Below are 17,461 nucleotides of genomic sequence, written 5' to 3'. Positions count from 1 at the left end.
CCACCATTCTGATTTTGCCCCTTCCTTGCACGCCTAGGGCTTAAACCCAAGCATTGGTCTTATAGAAACCTCATTTTTATCAATAATTTCTCAACCGTATAACAGTAAAGAATTTCTATGCTCCACGTAAATATCTCTTCTGTTGTGAACCGAATAGAAAAGCCACATAGTTATGCTGTGAACGCCATTCAGCACCATCATGCAAATGTCTACGTGTGCTGTTTGCGGTTCAATCAGTTGGTTACGTTAAAAATACGAATTTGAAAAAAGGAATGAATTATGCCAGTTCAACATGCGAGTGCAGTTTGGGAAGGAACATTAAAAAACGGTAATGGTGTCATGAAGTATGGCGATGTCACGGGCCCATTCACTTTCGCGTCACGATTCGAAACAGGTAAAGGCACAAACCCAGAAGAGTTGCTTGGTGCTGCCCATTCAGGTTGCTATTCCATGTTTCTTTCTGCGTTGTTATCAGAGAAAAATTACTCTCCTACGATCAGCACGTCGGCAAAGGTGCATCTCGGCGACGATGATGGACCAAAAATAACGCTGATTGAATTGACCTCTGAGGTATCAGCAGAGGGTTTGTCCAATGAAGAACTTCAGGAATTAGGTGCTATTGCTAAAGAAAAGTGCCCTGTTTCACGTCTGTTTGCAGGCACAGACATCACCTTATCTTTGTCTTTAAAATAGCTTTCCATCCCCCATGCAACGCCTTTTCTGATGATGAGCTTCAACTTTTGCTCTATTTAATCGTTAGTATTTTTGTGCTGTTTACTCACTAAGCAGCACTTTTTTAGTTTTATGGTCAGGTTAACAGGCATTCACTGTTTACACGGAAAAACGACGATGAGCATCTGCGTAGACAAAACAGGTTGGCTCATTTTCTTCCACTGCGCAAAGCGTGTGAACACCTTCATACCAAGGTCTAACGTCCATTAACATTTGCTCATATTCTCAACCATGAGCATTAGTCACATAAAAATTGTGAATATCATTCTAGCCAGTTAGAACCTGGTTTTTTCATTTCTTCAGTTTCTAATTTATCCATATAAAACTGTTCATTATGCAGCCATTTTTATTGTCAGCCCTGTTGACTGTATGTCACGTCATACATTTTGCGTTGTAAACGGATCAAGGAGAAGGAAATGGAAAGCCCAAAAAGAAGGCAATTTGTAAAATCCACCATCGGTGTTTCAGTCGCCGCCGCCGTTGCGCTATATTCCCGCGAGACGAAAGCCCTTACTTCCCTCTTTCCGATCAATTATCGATTATTGGTGCCTGAATTATTCAATACGCCGCCAAGGCTCTCTTATCATTATCCTGTCTTGATCATTGGTAGCGGCTTTGGTGGTGCAGTGAGTGCGCTCAGGCTTGGTCAGGCTGGAATCAAAGCCGCCATTATCGAACGCGGTAACCGCTGGCCGTTGAGCAAGCACCGGAAAATCTTTGCTTACGACATGATTGCTGATGGCCGTATGTTTTGGCATCGAGAAACCACAACGTTCCCGGCACTCACTTACCAACTTCCCTTTTTTAATGCCATTCAAACCAAAAGCATTGATAAATTTTGTGGCGTGCTCGATATCATTGATCGTCAGGGCCAAAACTACCGTGGCGGATCGGATATTTTACTCGGCACTGCCGTGGGCGGCGGCTCTGTTATCTATACCGGCGTAAAGGCAGTTCCTAAACAAGCGTATTTTGAGCGACTGTTCCCTGCAGACATTACCTTTAACGAAATGGTGAATACCTATTACCCGCGCGTGAAGTCGGTCCTGAATTACAGCCAAATGCCAAATGACATCTACAACAGCCTTTCCTTTAAACACTGTCGAGATTGGGACAGAGAAGCCGCCAAAACTGGCTATCACTCTTACAAAATCGACGGTAACTGGGATTGGAATGTCGTTCGAGAAGAAATGACAGGGCACTCTCTCCCTTCGAGCACCTTAGGTCTAACCAATTTCGGGAACAGTAATGGTTGCAAACAGAGCCTAGATCAGAACTACATTCCCATGGCGGAAGCCACCGGCAACGTGACGGTTCACCATAATCATGAAGTGAAAGAAATCTCACGTAATGGTGATTTGTATGAACTGGATATTGTTAAATACGACCCGTATGGCGAGATCATTCATCAAAAAACCGTTACCTGCGACAAGCTCATCATGGCGGCAGGTGCATACCACACCCCACGTATGCTGGTTCGTGCTAAAGCAAAAGGCACGCTCCCTGAGCTCAATGAATTTGTTGGTAAAAACTGGGGCGATAACGGAAACCGTATGGCCTTTAGGCAGTCACTGTTTGGGCTGCCACAAGGAGGCCCTCAAGCATCGCCCTCGCCGTCAGCCATCTACGTGAAAGATCACGGCGAGAGCCCGATTGTTGCCGAGAATTGGGCCAATGCTGCCATCGCCGAAGTTGGCGTTTCCATGTCGTTAGCCGTCACTGCGGATTTCAACAATCGTGGATACTTCTATTACGATGGCGCAAAAGACGACGCTGTTTTGCATTACCCGAAGGCACTCGAAGCGGATGCAACGAACTCAATGCGAAAAGTGAACACCAATATGGCCATAAGAAATTGGCAGCGGTTGGGCGCGCCGGGATTTGATGATGTTATTTTTACGGGTGCTCACCCTGTTGGTGGTATGGAAATTGGCAAAGCAACAGATATGTATGGCCGCGTAAAAGGGCTACCTAACATGTATGTCATGGATGGCGCCTTGATTCCTGGTAACACGGGTGGCGCCAACCCCTCATTGACCATTGCGGCACTGGCGGAAAGAAACATAGAGAAAGTGATTCAAGAAGATTTCTAGCTTCTTGCCTAGAGACTAAACCACACCAAAGCCGAGTCCGTCTCGGCTTTTCTTTACCCACCCATCGCAATGTTTATTCGTTAGATCTTGAGTACGTCTTTACGATTTTGTGTATCGTAATAACCACACTTTTGTTGCATGTTTATAGTGGCGTCCATCAGTTACACTATTACTCGTTAATTAAACCTGCAGTGAAAGGAAACCGTGTGAGTCAGTTTGTAATTTGTGCGTTGTATAAATTTGTTGAATTAAAGGACTATAAAAACATTCAAGCGCCACTGACGGCGTTGATGGATGAACATGAAGTTCGAGGTACATTATTGCTCGCACAAGAAGGCATCAATGGCACAGTGGCAGCGAAGCGCGAGAGCATTGATACCTTACTCGCTTATTTAAATGCTGACCCACGACTGGCAGGCATTAACTTCAAAGAATCCTTCTCTGATGAACAACCGTTCAATCGCACCAAGGTCAAACTGAAAAAAGAAATCGTCACCATGGGCGTTGAAGGCATTGATCCTCGTCATGTGGTCGGTACCTACGTAAAGCCTTCTGAGTGGAATGCACTGATTTCTGATCCTGAGGTTTTCGTGGTGGATACACGTAATGACTACGAGATTGAACTCGGCACATTTGAAGGTGCGGTTAACCCAAACACAGAAACGTTCCGTGAGTTTCCAGATTACGTAAAAGAAAACATGGATCCAACGAAGCACAAAAAAGTTGCGATGTTTTGTACCGGCGGCATTCGTTGTGAAAAATCGACGGCCTACATGAAAGAGCAAGGGTTTGATGAGGTGTATCACCTAGAGGGCGGCATACTTAAATACCTTGAAGACGTGCCTGAAGAAAATAGCCTTTGGAATGGCGACTGCTACGTGTTCGATGGCCGCGTTGCCGTGAACCACCAGCTAGAGCAGAGTGATTACAGTTTGTGTAACGCGTGTCGTTTACCGATTACGGAAGAAGACAAGCAATCGCCGCAGTTTGAGCAAGGCGTGAGCTGTCCGAAGTGTTTTGGCACACACACAGAAGAACAATTGGCGAACTTCCGTGAGCGAGAAAAGCAGGTTCAACTTGCGGCGGCACGTGGTGAAACGCATGTGGGCGCAGATGCAATAAAACAAAAAGAGGCGCGCCGCGCAGAAAAGTTAGCGTTAAAAACACAACAACGCGCGAGAAAATAACGCGCATTCGCAGTATTGGTTAGCCAATAAACATTAAAAAGAAACCGAGCATTACGCTCGGTTTCTTTCTTTTATCGATAGCCCAAACGTGTTTAGTAGAGCTCGACAACGTTCCAGACTAAACGGTGGTCTGACGAAATGTCCTTACCATCTCCATACTGTCCTACCCGCTCGTCGTTCATCAGCAAACGCCCTTCTTCACCCGTCGCCGGCCAATACACACCTGATTCAATAACGTTTAAGCCTGCGGACGGAATAACATGATCAACGCGCAAACCAAAGGTGCTGGTAACACGCTCAGGGTACTGCCCTGTGTTATTGGCCTCCAATGCCCCCGTGCTGGTGGGGGTTAAATCACCTTCAGTCGCATCGTGATTCACGCGGGGATGCGATAACAATGCACCGATGGTTTCTTGAAATCCGTCACCTTCTAAAGGATCAGCATTAAGATCGCCCATCACCACGAAATGCGCTTTCTTAGAAAGCCCGCCAACCTTGCCTTTGTCGTCATAAATGAAGTCTGCATTGTCGATATAATCAATCCAAAACTGAATTTCATCGCGATTACGCAATTTGTTATTTTCAGTCACTGTGTCAAAAACAGGCGGCGTGGGGTGTGAAAGCAACAAATGCACGACTTCTTCGCCAAACGGCGTTGAAATCTTAATGGGCACATCAACGTGGTTCTTGGAAGAAAGGCGCATGCGTTGCCATTCTTGGTCGGAATACCATGCATCACCACATGCCAACCCTTCAGGAATGGGGTTGTTCGGATCATTGCAATTCACCACCCTCGGGTTCTCTGCATTTTGGAGGTTTTTCCATTTAAAGGTTTGAAATGTTCGGGTACGTTTCTTATCGATATCGAACTTGGACATCAACGCAAATGCATATTGCCCATGATAAAAACCAAATCCCCATGCATCCCCAGGTAATTGACCCGCTTCGCCGTTATTGTCTAAATCCAGCCCACTGTTCAGGCCGGTATTGGTGGCGTAGGTTTCTTTAAAGGGATATTTAATGGGTTTTAGCTTGTCTCCACCATCAATACTGTTGGGGCTTTGACCATGAGACAGGTAGTTTTTCTGAAAACCTTTTAACGCCTTTAGCTTAATGCCGTTACCGTCGTTGTTAAACTCACCCATCATGAGAATATCGGGACGTGAGGTTTGAATGATCGCTGCAACATTACGGATCTGAATGATTTTCTCTGCACGTTCTCTGTCTTCGTCGCTCATGCCATCCTTGTCACTCACATACGCATCAACCAATACAGTTTGCTTCTTCCTCGATGTTTTCATTTCATCGACGAGTTGCTCAAACGATCCACGATCAAAGGAAAGATTGAACGACGCGACCGTCACTTCCTCGTTTTTGCAGCCCATCAGCGTTAACGCACTCAACAGCAATGCAATCCCCCACTTTCCCATCTTCATTATCATTACCTCGACTTGATTTATCTTCACTTCCCAAGCCTTATGCTAAGCATGGATATTTGTGTACGAATAAACATCGTCTTTTTCAGCGTTGCACGGGCTCTTTTTTCTAAGAACACGCAGGATTAGCAGATGCGGAAAACACATCAGCCCACCAAGGTCATGCATCAAAAAGCACCTATCGGTTAAGCAACACTCAAATTTAGGCACTCAACGTATCAAGAAACTGTCTGTTCAGCGCAAAGCGATGGTGATCAGGGTATAAAGAGGACTAAGATGAAAGTGATTTATGGAATGTGCGGTCTACTTTACGCAAACAATTAGACCCAATCTCTCAGATGTATAAGGATTATTCATGCCAAACTTAGAACTTCTTAGCCTTTACCACAAAGACTACTGCCCATACTGCTTAAAAGTACGTGCGGCAATGACATACATGGGTGTCGACATCAAATTGGTGAATGTGGGTACAGATTCAGATGCGCGCGATCGCCTCATCTCTGAAGGTGGCAAAAGCATGGTTCCGTGTTTGCGCATCGAGAGCACAGATGGCTCAGTTGAATGGATGTATGAATCCGATGATATTATCGAGTATTTAAAAGAAAACGTTGCCAGCTAGCATTAAAAAGGCCCTTTACGGGCCTTTTTTTGTGCATGTTTTTCTCACGCGCGCACACCTGACAGCATTGTATTACCACCAGCAAATATGCACATTATTGATCAATCTTATCCATCATTTTTTGACCTTTCATGAAGGTCAGGTAATCAATGATAGCGCTAAGCTCGGCGTCGGACAGATGGTCGAACATCAACATACGAGACTTAGCACGGTAAGAGTTCGGATTTTTAATGAACGCCATTAAGTATTCCGTGTCTCGATACTCTGTAATGTTCTGAGGAATGTTGAGTTCAGGACCAATATCCCCGCCCTCCAAGTTGACAGAGTGGCAAGAGATACAAAGGTTATTGAAAGTAGTGTAACCCGACATCACGGTTGAGCCTTCGTCTGCGCCAACAGGGAAGTAATCAGATGTTGGTTTTTCGTAGTTAAATTCAATTTTGTAAACCTGGAAAGGCCATGTCCACTTCTTGTATTCACTGGGCTCTGTCGTCATGACGTAAAATGGGCCTGGGTTTAATACCTGTTTACCTTCTCCGATATCGGTAAACAGTGCCTCATTCCCCTCTTCGCCAGTGACAACGACTAATGGGCTTTCAGTCACCCCTTTTGACCACGTGGCAATGAATCCGTCCAGTGCATGGAATTTGATTTCTTCAACTTTAGCAAAGTCGATGCCAGCAAACGTTGCCACGTCAATGAAGTCCATACCGTTGTAAACCATATCTTGGTGGTAAACAGGTGATGTAAAGGACAACGTATGATTTTTCGATGCCTTATCCAACTCAGCTATCTTAAGTGTTTTATCAAATATAACCGTGTCACCTTGCTTTAATACAAACACCAGCTTTCTATCATCTGCTAACCCAACCAACGAATAACAACTAAGAACAAGAAAAAGTATACATCTCAACATTGGAATCCCTTTTTATTAATTGCGAGTCACATCTTTGACTTAAATACTGTCTTTCCTTACGCCTCAAACATCCACCATGAAAAAACACAGGTCATTTCAAATATTGAAGGGGTAAGTCAGAAGATACATCACTAAACTCTCAACTCATTGACTAAGAAAGGTTTAAATGACACACCATCGTAAATCGAGTATAGGACTAAATTCAAAGGCTGAAAGATGTTTACGTTGATCTAGCGCATAAATGAGAAATTAATCATGCGGTATTAAGCGTGAAGATGAAACGTGTTTTATATATAAATTAAATCTCATATTCATATGCGAAAGAATGCTTACACGTTACCATCCATAATATGCATTTCAATACACTCATCAGCCCTGACGATTATTTTCCACACATACAAATTGCAAATTGCCATACTTTTTAACTTCTATATCCACATATTCAGACTGGTGATCTAATAAATCAGTCATCCATTCAAGCGGCCAACTATACACCAGCCCCAAATCGATTCAGTCAAATGGCCTAGTGCTGTCCGGTCACACTGCGAGATTACGTTGCCACTCGTATCAATTCTCATAAAAAAGACGGCATATTTGTCAGGTATTTTTACACTTTTAATGGTGCGCTTTGCCAGAAAGGAATGTTAAGACAAGTCTTATTCGTGTTCGGATAAACCCTTTCTTTTTTTGCTTGATATGGTTACTGAGTGATTTTTGAGTGCTGATTGCAATCAAAAATATCCATGCTTCTACGTGATTGTGTCTCTACATTCTCGTCTACGTGTTAAGAGCAAGTAGACACCTACATTTCAGCAAGCACGTGGTCGTGAACTTTAAGGCAGTACTTGTGTAATTCATGAAGACTGAGTGAGTAATAGCCAACGAGGACATTAACGTTACGTTGACCTACTCAGCCAAGTGACGTATCCACCCGTGATGAAGGAACGAAACGATGAGCGATGACAAAATCGAAGAACTTAGGGCGCTAATTAATGCGCCCACTCCCCAATCAGATAGCGCTGCCACTCAGCGAAGTGCTCGATTCATAAGTACGCCACAATGCTACGCAGGGTTCGATCTCTTTGGTCTGATCGAGGACGGTGGTCCCCCTCTTGGATTGGGCGGTGTTGAAAATGAGGTCGCCCCTTACCCTTACGTTTCCTTACCTCAATATGACAACGCGACATTAGATGACAGGCAACAAGCACTGGTCCAAGCAAAACTCGATAACGTGTTCGACTACGCGAAATTACGCGGCGCAGTTGTTCACGGTAATGTCAGATGTGATGACGTACAAAATGCAAAAGATTGGCGATATCGCGGAGGATTGGAAGAACAAGAATACAACTTTAATGTTGATGATGCTGATGCTGATTTTGTTGGTGTTCGCTTGTTTGAAGGCACCATCGCCTATCTTGGTAAAAACTTTGTAGCCATCGTTCTTTCTCAGAACATTGCTCAGAAATTCCTTGATTTGCTTGCGGTTGTTTACAGTAGTGTGGCTGATAACAATTTTGAGCGGATTTCGATAGAAATCATCGATCCCATCCTATTAACCTTCCCCAATCGAAAATGTAATAGTGTTGAGGAACTCGATTTCTACCCTGATTTCTGTCCATCGCACCCAGAGTACGATGCAAGGATTAAACAATGGCCTAAAGCGCCTTATGACAATGACTTCCGTTCTGATGATCTGGTCGGCTGGTTGATGACAGCAGCACCAACACCGGTGTTTAACTATCTAAAACCCTTCACAGACCACATGAAAAACTTCCCCATGACCAATGACAAGTTTAAGCGCGTGCCTGGGTTTGAGGCAGACGATTTAGACCAAGCAATGGCGGAAGGAAGGCTATTTATTCTCGATTTCAAAGATTTCCAAGAAGAAACCGTGGCTGCGCGTAATTGGGATAACTTTGGTGCCAGACTGCATGCTGGTATCGCGTTGTTTGCCCTGCCCACGAACAGCAACACATTAAAAACTGTCGCCATCCAACCGACACAGCACCCTATCGGAAATTCTTTTTGGGATGGCATCGGTTGGACGCTCGCAAACATCTTTGGGTATGGCGGGAATACCCAGCCTCCATCCAAAATAGTCACGCCTGCGGATAACTATTGGGCATGGCAAATGGCGAAGAATGCCATTACAACCATGACGTCCATGGCGGCGGTTGTAGACCACTTATCAACCCACGTTTACCTCGGCCCAATACCTGTGGCTTACTTCCGCAACATTCCGAATCAACACCCTTTGCGTGCACTTCTTGATACGCATTTGATGGCATTGGTCACCAATAACCACACCGGGATTTTTGAAGTGGGTGCGCCGCTTGTTGGGCCAGACATCGTTTACAACAACCCTTACAACGGATTGTTGACGGGGGCAATTCAGCGCTTATCTGGTTTCAGCAGTGTGACATTTGTGAATGCCACAGTACGAAGAAAAGACCAATATCATTTCTTTGAGCAAAGCACGCCATTTGATCGCATGAATGACCCTTCATTCGCACAAATTGGTGATTATCCCCAACATGACGATAACCGCTTAATGCCAATCATCAAGGAATGGGTTGATGGCTACCTTCGCCTCTACTATCACTCTGATCAAGATGTGACTAACGATACAGAACTACAAGCATTCTTGTATGAAACCACACACGATGGTCGTGTTAGAGGTTTCCCTGATGAGGCTAGATCGATTGAAGAACTGGTCGATATCGTCTCAAGGATCGTTTATTGGATGTCCGTCAACCACGGCTTTACGAGTTTGGCTTCGTTCATGAAATTGGGCGCGCTTGGCTTCTATCGAGACCACCCAATCGAACCAACGCACCCTTATTCTGAGAGAGACTGGTTGAACGTGTGCCCTCCAATGAATGTCGGCGCTGGTCTGTTTTTCTTCTCGAGGATCTTTACGGATCTTCCAGAAGATTGGCACCGTTCTCTCGGTAAATACCCGAAAGGTCAGTTCAAACACGATCCGAACGTTTACCCACTGCTAGATGTTTTCCAATCTCAACTTCAATCGTTGGATAATGAGATAAGAGACAAGAATGCTGACAGACGTTGGGCATACGATTTAAGAATGCCATCCACCATTACTGTCAGTCCTTGGAACTAAGGTTAGGAGACGCAAAATGAAAGACATTAATCTTACTCGTCGAGCAACCATGCGCGGTCTACTAGTTGCTGGCGGTTCTTGCGTGGCACTCTCGCAAGTCAACGTTTGGGCGCAACCAAGCCAAAACTTGTCCGCACATAGAAATAGCAAAGAAGCGATTGAAGCCAGTCAACAATTAGCGTTAACCACACCGGAGCAAGATGTGTTTGTTGCCATCAAGCAGAACCTTGTTCATTCAAAAAAGGTGAAAGACGAACAAATCGCTGACTTTGCCAAGAAAATTGTCGAGCGTAGTCCGAAAGACACCGACTTTAAAGCTGTCTTTGCTAATCTTCATCAAGAGTTTCAGCTGATGGATTATTTCATTCGCTATATCCATGCATAACGTTTTAAGCAGGTAGAGCAACACTCAACGGGCTATGTGGTATAGCCCGTTTTCTATCGGATCTCATTCCAAACCGCCCGCTATCGTTCCCCCGTAACTCAATGTTTTTGCACTGTTCACTGCCCTGATAACCTTCTGGCACGACAAGACAAACACCTTTTCAACAAAGCACTTAACATCAAAACATCCCCTTTTCTTTTACGTGTTTCACACGGCAGTAAGGAAAGAAAACCAAGGAGGTTGATATGTTAGTTTCTCATTGTTCAAAAGCGCGTTTATCTAAAACTGCATTAACGGGAGTCGCAATGTTTGTTTCTTCCGCTTTAAGCATTAATACTGCACATGCTGCGGGTTATCAGATTGCATTTGATTCCGCCAGTGGGTTGGGTCGAGCATACGCAGGTGAAGCTGCTATTGGCGATACCGCTGCAGCCATGGGAAGAAACCCCGCGATCATGACATTGTTTGAACGCGCTGAGTTTTCTGGCGCCTTGGTGTATTTCGACGCGGATATCGATGTTGTCGGGGCGTCTGACACCCAATCATCCAGCGATACCGTTCCTTCAAATGTTGTACCTGCCAGTTACTATGTTCGGCCTTTAAGTGAAAAACTCGCCGTTGGTTTAGGGATTTATTCCAACTATGGACTTGCAACGGAACTTAAGGATGGATTTGCGTCGCCAGACATCGCAGGAGAAACATCGCTGCTCTCAGTTAACATCAACCCAGCAATTGCCTATCAAATTACCCCTATGGTCAGTCTAGGTGCGGGTGTGAGTTTGATTTATGCCACGGGTGAAGTAAAACGTGAGAACTTACTGAGCTGGGAAGGCGACGATGTCGCGTTTGGCTGGAACATAGGTTCACTCGTGACACTGGATGAAAACAACCGCTTTGGATTGGCCTATCGCGCCGGTGTTGATGTAAACCTTGAAGGCGATTTTACCGATCACACTCCCGGGCTTGTTGCTGTGCCTGGCGGTGGCACCGTATCGAGTAGCTCAACCGTTCCCTTGCCTGCAACGGCTGAGTTTTCTGGTTTTCACCAACTGAATGACAACATCGCAATCCACTACAGCGCGCTTTGGACGCAATGGAGTGATTACACCGAGTTTAAGGCAACAGGCAGTGGTTGTTCTGTCACGGGCGGTATCTGTTTTCTTAAACCTGAATCCTATGACGATAGCTGGCGCTGGGCGATTGGCACCACCTATCAACTCAATGAGGCGGTGAAACTCCGTGCTGGGTTTGCGCTTGATGAAAAAGCGGGCGAAACCACGCTGAGCGTCCCCGACCAAGATGCTTATTGGTATTCTGCGGGCATCAACTATGTCCATGATGCAAACTGGTCGTTTGATGCAGGGTTGGCTTATATGGATAGATCGGACGAAACCTTCACGGAAACCAGTTTGTTTGCAGGCAGCAATGAATACGAAACCAAAGGGTATCTCATCATTGCGGGTGTACAAGCCAACTACCGTTTTTAGTTTTCCTTAGCAGCCCCCTTATTTAGGACGGGACAACCCATCAACAAAAAGCCCGGTAACCCGGGCTTTTTCATTCTCAGCACTCAGCCTTACTTATATCACTTGTTCATGTTGCTGAAATTTGATGTGGATAAGAACTTTAGAAAGCCCGAGGAAAACACAACAGATGACTAACACCATGAAACCCGGAGAAATAATGGTCACCTTTTCGTACGAGCAGCTATATGTTTAATCCCAAAGAGGCGCGCAATGCGATGCAGGTAAAACGCGCCGTATTCCGTACGTTTTTCAGAAGAAATACGCCTTTCCTAAAGCCAAAAAAAAGCCCCGCTATCAACAACAGGGCAAAGTTTACCGATAAGTTTTTGGAATGAGATTGTGACGTCTGGACTATCGGTAAAAACAGAGTAACGCGGTACTCGGACTCACGTCAGCTCTCCGCTCTAAGTTCCCGACGCAGTATTTTACCGACGGCAGATTTTGGCAGTTCTTTGACGATCCGAATATCTTTTGGGATCTTATAAGGCGTAAGGTTTTTCCTGCAGTGAAGCGCGATGTCATCTAAAGAAACGGTCTCTCTTGCTGTGATGTAAGCGACAACAGCTTCGCCTGTCGTGTCATCTGGGACGCCAACAACAGCCACCTCGAGCACATCGTTATGGCAGCTCAACACATGCTCGACTTCACTGGGGTAGACATTAAAACCTGACACTAAAATCATGTCTTTAAGGCGGTCAACAATTTGAACACAACCGTCGTTAAGTATTTTTCCCATGTCACCGGTTTTAAAATAGCCGTCAGAGGTGATCACTTGTTGCGTTTCTTCGGCGTTGTTCCAATACCCCTTCATGACCTGCTCACCCTTGACGACAATCTGACCGACCTCACCTTGAGGTAGTGCTTTATCGTTTACGTCCCATATCTCGACGATCGTGCCAACCAGAGGAACACCAACAGTGCCGTAATGTTCTTTACCTGGAATGTTAAGACTGATCACTGGGGACGTTTCAGACATGCCATACCCTTCAGTAATGTCACCGCCAGTCACCTCTTTCCATGCGAGACGCGCATTATCGATAAGGGCAGTTCCCCCTGAAAAGGTCACCTTGAGGCTTGAGAAATCGAGCGCTTTGAAACCGTCATGTTGGCACAAGCCGACGAATAAGGTGTTAATCCCCGCCATGCCTGTAAATTTGTGTGGCTTAATCAGGGAAACAAAACCGTCTAAGTCTCTCGGGTTCGGGATCAGAATATTTCCGTTCCCTTGCGAGAAAAACAAAAGCAAATTAACGGCAAACGCATAGATGTGATAAAGCGGCAATGGACAAACAAAAAGTTCTTCACCTCGCATCACTGTGCCTTCTAACCGCGCTTCAAACTGATGAACATTGGCCAGTACCGATCGGTGAGTCAAACTCGCCCCCTTGGCACGACCTGTTGTGCCCCCTGTATATTGCAACATGCATATTGCATCGGGAGGGGAAACTATTGGTCCAAGCACTTCATCTTGGCCAGTTGACAGTGCTTGGGGTAGGCCTATTTCTACTACCTGTTTTTCACAATCTAATGAGGGCTCATCCCCTGCGAAACCCGCATACACCACAACGTCGATATCTGTGTTATCGATAATAGCGGCAAGGTTGTCTGCAAACGGGGCAAAAATAACAATGGCCTTTGCGCCTGAATCAGAAAACTGGTGGAGCATTTCTCTTGGCGTATAAAGGGGGTTGGTATTCACAAGAACAAGACCTGCCCGCATTGCAGCGAACGCCGCAATAGGAAAATCCAGAATGTTAGGAAGCTGAATCGCAATCCGGTCACCCGGTTGCAATGCCGTGTAGTGTTGAAACCAGCATGCTAATGCTCTGGATTTTTCTTCAACCTCTTTGTAGGTTAGCTGTGAAGGGCCACAGTGAAATGCAACCTTGTCGGCATACCTATCACAAGCTTGTACGATAAAGTTCGGAAGATTATTACAAGTTTTCACATCTTCACTCTTTCGCATGTGGATCTCCTTTTAACGTTTTAGTTTCTGATCTCTCGAAGATTGCTAGGTGATACAGAATATCGAGGGGAGGCCCTGTTGTTACTTGGGCGATGCAATTGTGCATGTGTCATCACCTCGTGTTTATCGAACAAAAAACCGATAAAAAAGCGCATGTATTTTGCGACCATAAGGGGGAAACAGCATGTCACTGAAAAAAAGCCGACCGCGACTCAGCACTGATTTAGCATGGGAGAAGGTTCTAAAGCCTTCAATCCCGTGATAGCTCCCGATTCCCGACGCGCCAACCCCTCCAAAAGGTAGATCATCAACAACGACATGAAATGCAGCATCATTGATACATACCCCCCCTGCATGTGTGTTATTCAACAAGGTTTGCTGAAAGGCTTTATCAAAACTCTGGATGTATAGAGCCAAAGGACGAGGGTTATCGTTGATGTCAGCAATGACACCTTCTAACGTTGTGTACCCGACAATGGGCAGAATGGGGCCAAAAATCTCTTCCTGCATGACTTTCATGTCGCGGTCAGCACCTAACACCACCGTCAGTGGCATATAACAAACTTCTGGGTTTTCTGAGACTTCCCCGAGCGGTATGACTTCAGCCCCGCGCTGTTTTGCATCGTCCAAGTAACCCAAAAGACGTTGATACTGTTTGGCATTAATCACTCTCGTACGACGTGCGACCCCTTCTTCAACGGGATACATGGATTGATAGCGAACCTGTATGGCTCTTTTCAATTCACTGACACGGTTTTTCGGACAGTACACATAGTCCGGAGACACACAGGTCTGCCCTGCATTCATCGTCTTCCCATAAATAAAGCGTTTTACCGCTTCGTCGAGGTCAATATTGTCGTCGATAATGACAGGCGACTTCCCCCCTAACTCAAGCGTGACTGGCACCAAGTTTTCGGCTGCCGCCTTCATCACATGCCTTCCAACCTCCGTTGACCCCGTAAACAGCAAGTGATCAAATTTCAGAGACGAGAAAGCCCGTGCAACATCGGCTTCTCCTTCGATCACACATACTTTTGAGCGGTCAAAAATACTCGATAACATGTTCGAGAGAATGGCATTGGTGTTGGGCGTAAATTCAGACGTTTTAATCATTACGCGATTACCTGCAGATAACGCCGCCACAAGCGGACCAACGGTAAGGAATACTGGGTAGTTCCATGGCGCTATCACGCCCACTACACCTCTAGGTTGATACATAACCTTTGCATGCGCAGGTTGAAAGACGATGCCCACGGCTCTTTTTTGCGGCTTCATCCAGTTGGAAAGATGCTTGATGGCGTAATCAATGGAAGACAAAGAGGAAAAGATGTCACCCAAGATGCTTTCATCATGACTGCGGTATTGAAAATCCTTTTCAAGCGCATCAAGCAATGCACCTTTGTTGACGAGAATGGCATGTTTCAACGCCTTCAGGTCGCGGACTCGACGCTCATGACTTGGGAATTTATCATCTTCAAACGCCAGCTTTTGCCCATCAAACAGTCGTTGCATATCGACGAGGAAATCGCTGGTTATCTGCTTCGAGTAGGCTTGCGCCGAGATTTGCTCTACATTCGTCATTGAATTTCCTCTCATTGGTGTCGTGCATATACCATCAAGGTTTTGGTGGACAACCTTTGTGTCGGTCTACATGCCACTATGAGGGAAACTGGGGGAACCGGATTGTTAATTTATGCCAAAGGCTTATCTTTCAAGTAAACAGCGGAAAAAAACACACAAGAAAGAGGCTGTAAACCGCCACTGAATAGCGTGTTTACAAGCCAGAATGGGAGATTTAATTTTTTGGAAACCACGGCTGGAGAGAAAGCAAAGATCAACTTACTTTCGGATGAAGATGCTCCACTAACGCATTTCCGGTGAGGTAATTTTGACGATATTCGCCGGGAGCGCAGTTTTCCCAGCGACGAAAGGCGCGGTTGAAATTTGCAACGTTTGAAAAGCCGACCAAATAGCCTATTTCACTGATGCTCATGTGCGGTTGTCTTATGTAACTTAAGGTCAAACGTTTACGCGTGCAATCGAGGATATCTTTGTAACACGTGCCCTGTTCCGCAAGCTTTCGTTGTAGGTTTCGCAAACTCAACCCAAGGTGCTTAGCAACAACCGCCTGTGACGGCGCGCCTAATGGCAGCTCCTCCAATATCTTGTTTTCAATCAAATAGGTCAGGTTTGTTTTATCTACCCGCGTCATAAATTGATCAAGAATTTCAAGATGTGCTTGGTTGATAATGGGGTTGTTGCCGAAGGCACGCTCGTTAGCTTGATCAAGCTCCAATACCACGACATTGCGCTCGCAACCAAACTCCACCGGACATTGAAAGTGCGCGTCAACATCTGGACAGTCTGCCAATTCTTCGTATGTAAGCTGGATGCGGATCGGGTTCAAATCACCACCCACTAACTCCCTGGATAATTGCACCAGCGTGGCTAAAAATGACTCAATCAAATCAGAAGAAAGCACGAAGCGCCCGCTGTCTGTGTAGCGATATACATCAAGCTCAACAATAAGCTCATTCCCAGATTCATAGGTCAGCATGTTGCTACAATTTGAAACAACCCGTTTGTATTGCGATACACGCTCTAGTGCTTCTTTTAAGCTATAAGCGGATTGCACTGTATAGCCCAGAGCATGCAAGGCTGAAGGGTGGAAGTTACGTGCCACTTCGATGTTGAACTGTCGATGCCCCACGCGTTTATTGCAATAAGAGAACAGGTTTCCCAAGCTCTCCACACAAATTCTTCCTTCTGGATCATTCACTTCAGCAGGGTCGATACCGAACTTAACCAAGGTTTCTATCGGATCGATATCTAACGATTTCATTGCCCGCGTAACCGGAATAATCCAACCACTTAATGTTGAATAATATGCGTTCATTTAAGCCACTTCTCACTTCAGTCATCAAAGTGTTGCAACAATGTTTCAAAATGTAAAGTTAGCTAAAATGACACAAGATAGAAGAAATTAAGGCATCGATTCTGGCCCATTTCCAACCCATATTGGATACGTTACATTGTCTTAAACACGTTTATTTAAGACAATACCAACTACATATCTCTGGCTTTATTTCAGACAGTTAGCGTTGAAAAATAAACCGATGGAAATTACCTCATCATTTTAATCATGGTGTATTCACCATCGATACACCAAACTACCTCCACCCTGCTCTGTTCTGCTTTCCTACAAACGATAACTAGAAAACCAAGCAATTGATTGGTCTTAATCTCAATTCGTTTACAGTGCGCCACGTCATTTTCAACATCACTGACATAACGCCTTTTTGCTCCGTGAGTTACGCGCATAACATACGGGTTTTTGGCATTTGAAAAATCAAGCATCCAAACATCGCTCCCCTCAGCCACACAAATCACTTCATTAGCATTGAGATGCAGATTTCTAACGTGATTTAGGTCTCATATCTGTCGTTTGTTAAATTAATCTGTATAATCCGCGGCCTA

General features: G+C 45.3%; 13 protein-coding genes. 7 read left to right on the top strand and 6 right to left on the bottom strand.

Going from position 1 to position 17,461, the window contains the following annotated elements:
* The first annotated feature begins 279 nt into the window (after positions 1–279).
* The 3 genes from BM082_RS04700 (at position 280) to trhO (ending at position 4,012) form a co-directional block, all read left to right on the top strand.
* Positions 280–693, top strand: coding sequence for an OsmC family peroxiredoxin (locus BM082_RS04700; RefSeq protein ID WP_017013663.1), 414 nt, complete (start codon positions 280–282; stop codon positions 691–693).
* 455 nt (positions 694–1,148) lie between these two features.
* Positions 1,149–2,825, top strand: a complete 1,677-nt coding sequence (locus BM082_RS04695; RefSeq protein ID WP_074925478.1) for a GMC oxidoreductase — start codon at positions 1,149–1,151, stop codon at positions 2,823–2,825.
* A gap of 206 nt (positions 2,826–3,031) precedes the next feature.
* Positions 3,032–4,012: an oxygen-dependent tRNA uridine(34) hydroxylase TrhO gene (gene trhO / locus BM082_RS04690; protein ID WP_017013665.1), complete on the top strand. Its 981-nt coding sequence runs from the start codon at positions 3,032–3,034 to the stop codon at positions 4,010–4,012.
* Between the two features lie 92 nt (positions 4,013–4,104).
* Here trhO and BM082_RS04685 read toward each other — a convergent pair whose 3' ends face one another.
* Positions 4,105–5,448: an endonuclease/exonuclease/phosphatase family protein gene (locus BM082_RS04685; protein ID WP_074925476.1), complete on the bottom strand. Its 1,344-nt coding sequence runs from the start codon at positions 5,446–5,448 to the stop codon at positions 4,105–4,107.
* Positions 5,449–5,803: 355 nt separating this feature from the next.
* On the opposite strand from BM082_RS04685, the gene BM082_RS04680 reads away from it, so the two are divergent.
* Positions 5,804–6,067 (top strand): glutaredoxin family protein, encoded by a 264-nt coding sequence (locus BM082_RS04680; RefSeq protein WP_017008538.1) that lies wholly within the window; start codon positions 5,804–5,806, stop codon positions 6,065–6,067.
* A 94-nt stretch (positions 6,068–6,161) separates the two neighbouring features.
* On the opposite strand, the gene BM082_RS04675 is transcribed toward BM082_RS04680, so the two are convergent.
* Positions 6,162–6,983 carry a c-type cytochrome gene (locus BM082_RS04675; RefSeq protein ID WP_017013667.1) on the bottom strand — a complete coding sequence of 274 codons (822 nt, stop codon included), beginning with the start codon at positions 6,981–6,983 and terminating at the stop codon, positions 6,162–6,164.
* A gap of 952 nt (positions 6,984–7,935) precedes the next feature.
* On the opposite strand from BM082_RS04675, the gene BM082_RS04670 reads away from it, so the two are divergent.
* The 3 genes from BM082_RS04670 to BM082_RS04660 all read left to right on the top strand — a co-directional run bounded on the left by BM082_RS04670 (position 7,936) and on the right by BM082_RS04660 (position 11,979).
* Positions 7,936–10,107 carry a lipoxygenase family protein gene (locus BM082_RS04670; protein WP_017008540.1) on the top strand — a complete coding sequence of 724 codons (2,172 nt, stop codon included), beginning with the start codon at positions 7,936–7,938 and terminating at the stop codon, positions 10,105–10,107.
* A 16-nt stretch (positions 10,108–10,123) separates the two neighbouring features.
* A complete protein-coding gene (locus BM082_RS04665; RefSeq protein WP_017008541.1) occupies positions 10,124–10,492 on the top strand; it encodes a hypothetical protein in 369 nt (122 codons plus the stop codon).
* 245 nt (positions 10,493–10,737) lie between these two features.
* Positions 10,738–11,979 (top strand): outer membrane protein transport protein, encoded by a 1,242-nt coding sequence (locus BM082_RS04660; protein WP_074925473.1) that lies wholly within the window; start codon positions 10,738–10,740, stop codon positions 11,977–11,979.
* Positions 11,980–12,409: 430 nt separating this feature from the next.
* Here BM082_RS04660 and BM082_RS04655 read toward each other — a convergent pair whose 3' ends face one another.
* From BM082_RS04655 to BM082_RS04640, 4 genes are all read right to left on the bottom strand, one after another.
* Positions 12,410–13,984 carry an AMP-binding protein gene (locus BM082_RS04655; protein ID WP_074925471.1) on the bottom strand — a complete coding sequence of 525 codons (1,575 nt, stop codon included), beginning with the start codon at positions 13,982–13,984 and terminating at the stop codon, positions 12,410–12,412.
* 123 nt (positions 13,985–14,107) lie between these two features.
* Positions 14,108–15,565 carry a coniferyl aldehyde dehydrogenase gene (locus tag BM082_RS04650; RefSeq protein WP_074925468.1) on the bottom strand — a complete coding sequence of 486 codons (1,458 nt, stop codon included), beginning with the start codon at positions 15,563–15,565 and terminating at the stop codon, positions 14,108–14,110.
* Between the two features lie 253 nt (positions 15,566–15,818).
* The gene (locus tag BM082_RS04645; protein WP_074925465.1) at positions 15,819–16,880 is read right to left on the bottom strand and encodes an AraC family transcriptional regulator; all 1,062 of its coding nucleotides are present in this window, start codon (positions 16,878–16,880) and stop codon (positions 15,819–15,821) included.
* Between the two features lie 227 nt (positions 16,881–17,107).
* Positions 17,108–17,341, bottom strand: coding sequence for a hypothetical protein (locus tag BM082_RS04640; RefSeq protein WP_244275926.1), 234 nt, complete (start codon positions 17,339–17,341; stop codon positions 17,108–17,110).
* Between the last annotated feature and the right edge of the window lie 120 nt (positions 17,342–17,461).

Origin of the sequence: Enterovibrio norvegicus DSM 15893, from assembly GCF_900115495.1 — a bacterium.
Classification (GTDB): Bacteria; Pseudomonadota; Gammaproteobacteria; order Enterobacterales; family Vibrionaceae; genus Enterovibrio; species Enterovibrio norvegicus.
Note: the sequence above shows the minus strand (reverse complement) of the source record. Positions and strands in the feature narration are given on the sequence as shown.

Excerpts from the sequence above, each read along its gene's own strand:
- BM082_RS04700 (WP_017013663.1), top strand. The coding sequence starts at position 280 with ATGCCAGTTCAACATGCGAGTGCAGTTTGGGAAGGAACATTAAAAAAC.
- BM082_RS04695 (WP_074925478.1), top strand. The coding sequence starts at position 1,149 with ATGGAAAGCCCAAAAAGAAGGCAATTTGTAAAATCCACCATCGGTGTT.
- BM082_RS04685 (WP_074925476.1), bottom strand. The coding sequence starts at position 5,448 with ATGAAGATGGGAAAGTGGGGGATTGCATTGCTGTTGAGTGCGTTAACG.
- BM082_RS04680 (WP_017008538.1), top strand. The coding sequence starts at position 5,804 with ATGCCAAACTTAGAACTTCTTAGCCTTTACCACAAAGACTACTGCCCA.
- BM082_RS04675 (WP_017013667.1), bottom strand. The coding sequence starts at position 6,983 with ATGTTGAGATGTATACTTTTTCTTGTTCTTAGTTGTTATTCGTTGGTT.
- BM082_RS04670 (WP_017008540.1), top strand. The coding sequence starts at position 7,936 with ATGAGCGATGACAAAATCGAAGAACTTAGGGCGCTAATTAATGCGCCC.
- BM082_RS04665 (WP_017008541.1), top strand. The coding sequence starts at position 10,124 with ATGAAAGACATTAATCTTACTCGTCGAGCAACCATGCGCGGTCTACTA.
- BM082_RS04660 (WP_074925473.1), top strand. The coding sequence starts at position 10,738 with ATGTTAGTTTCTCATTGTTCAAAAGCGCGTTTATCTAAAACTGCATTA.
- BM082_RS04655 (WP_074925471.1), bottom strand. The coding sequence starts at position 13,984 with ATGCGAAAGAGTGAAGATGTGAAAACTTGTAATAATCTTCCGAACTTT.
- BM082_RS04650 (WP_074925468.1), bottom strand. The coding sequence starts at position 15,565 with ATGACGAATGTAGAGCAAATCTCGGCGCAAGCCTACTCGAAGCAGATA.
- BM082_RS04645 (WP_074925465.1), bottom strand. The coding sequence starts at position 16,880 with ATGAACGCATATTATTCAACATTAAGTGGTTGGATTATTCCGGTTACG.
- BM082_RS04640 (WP_244275926.1), bottom strand. The coding sequence starts at position 17,341 with ATGCTTGATTTTTCAAATGCCAAAAACCCGTATGTTATGCGCGTAACT.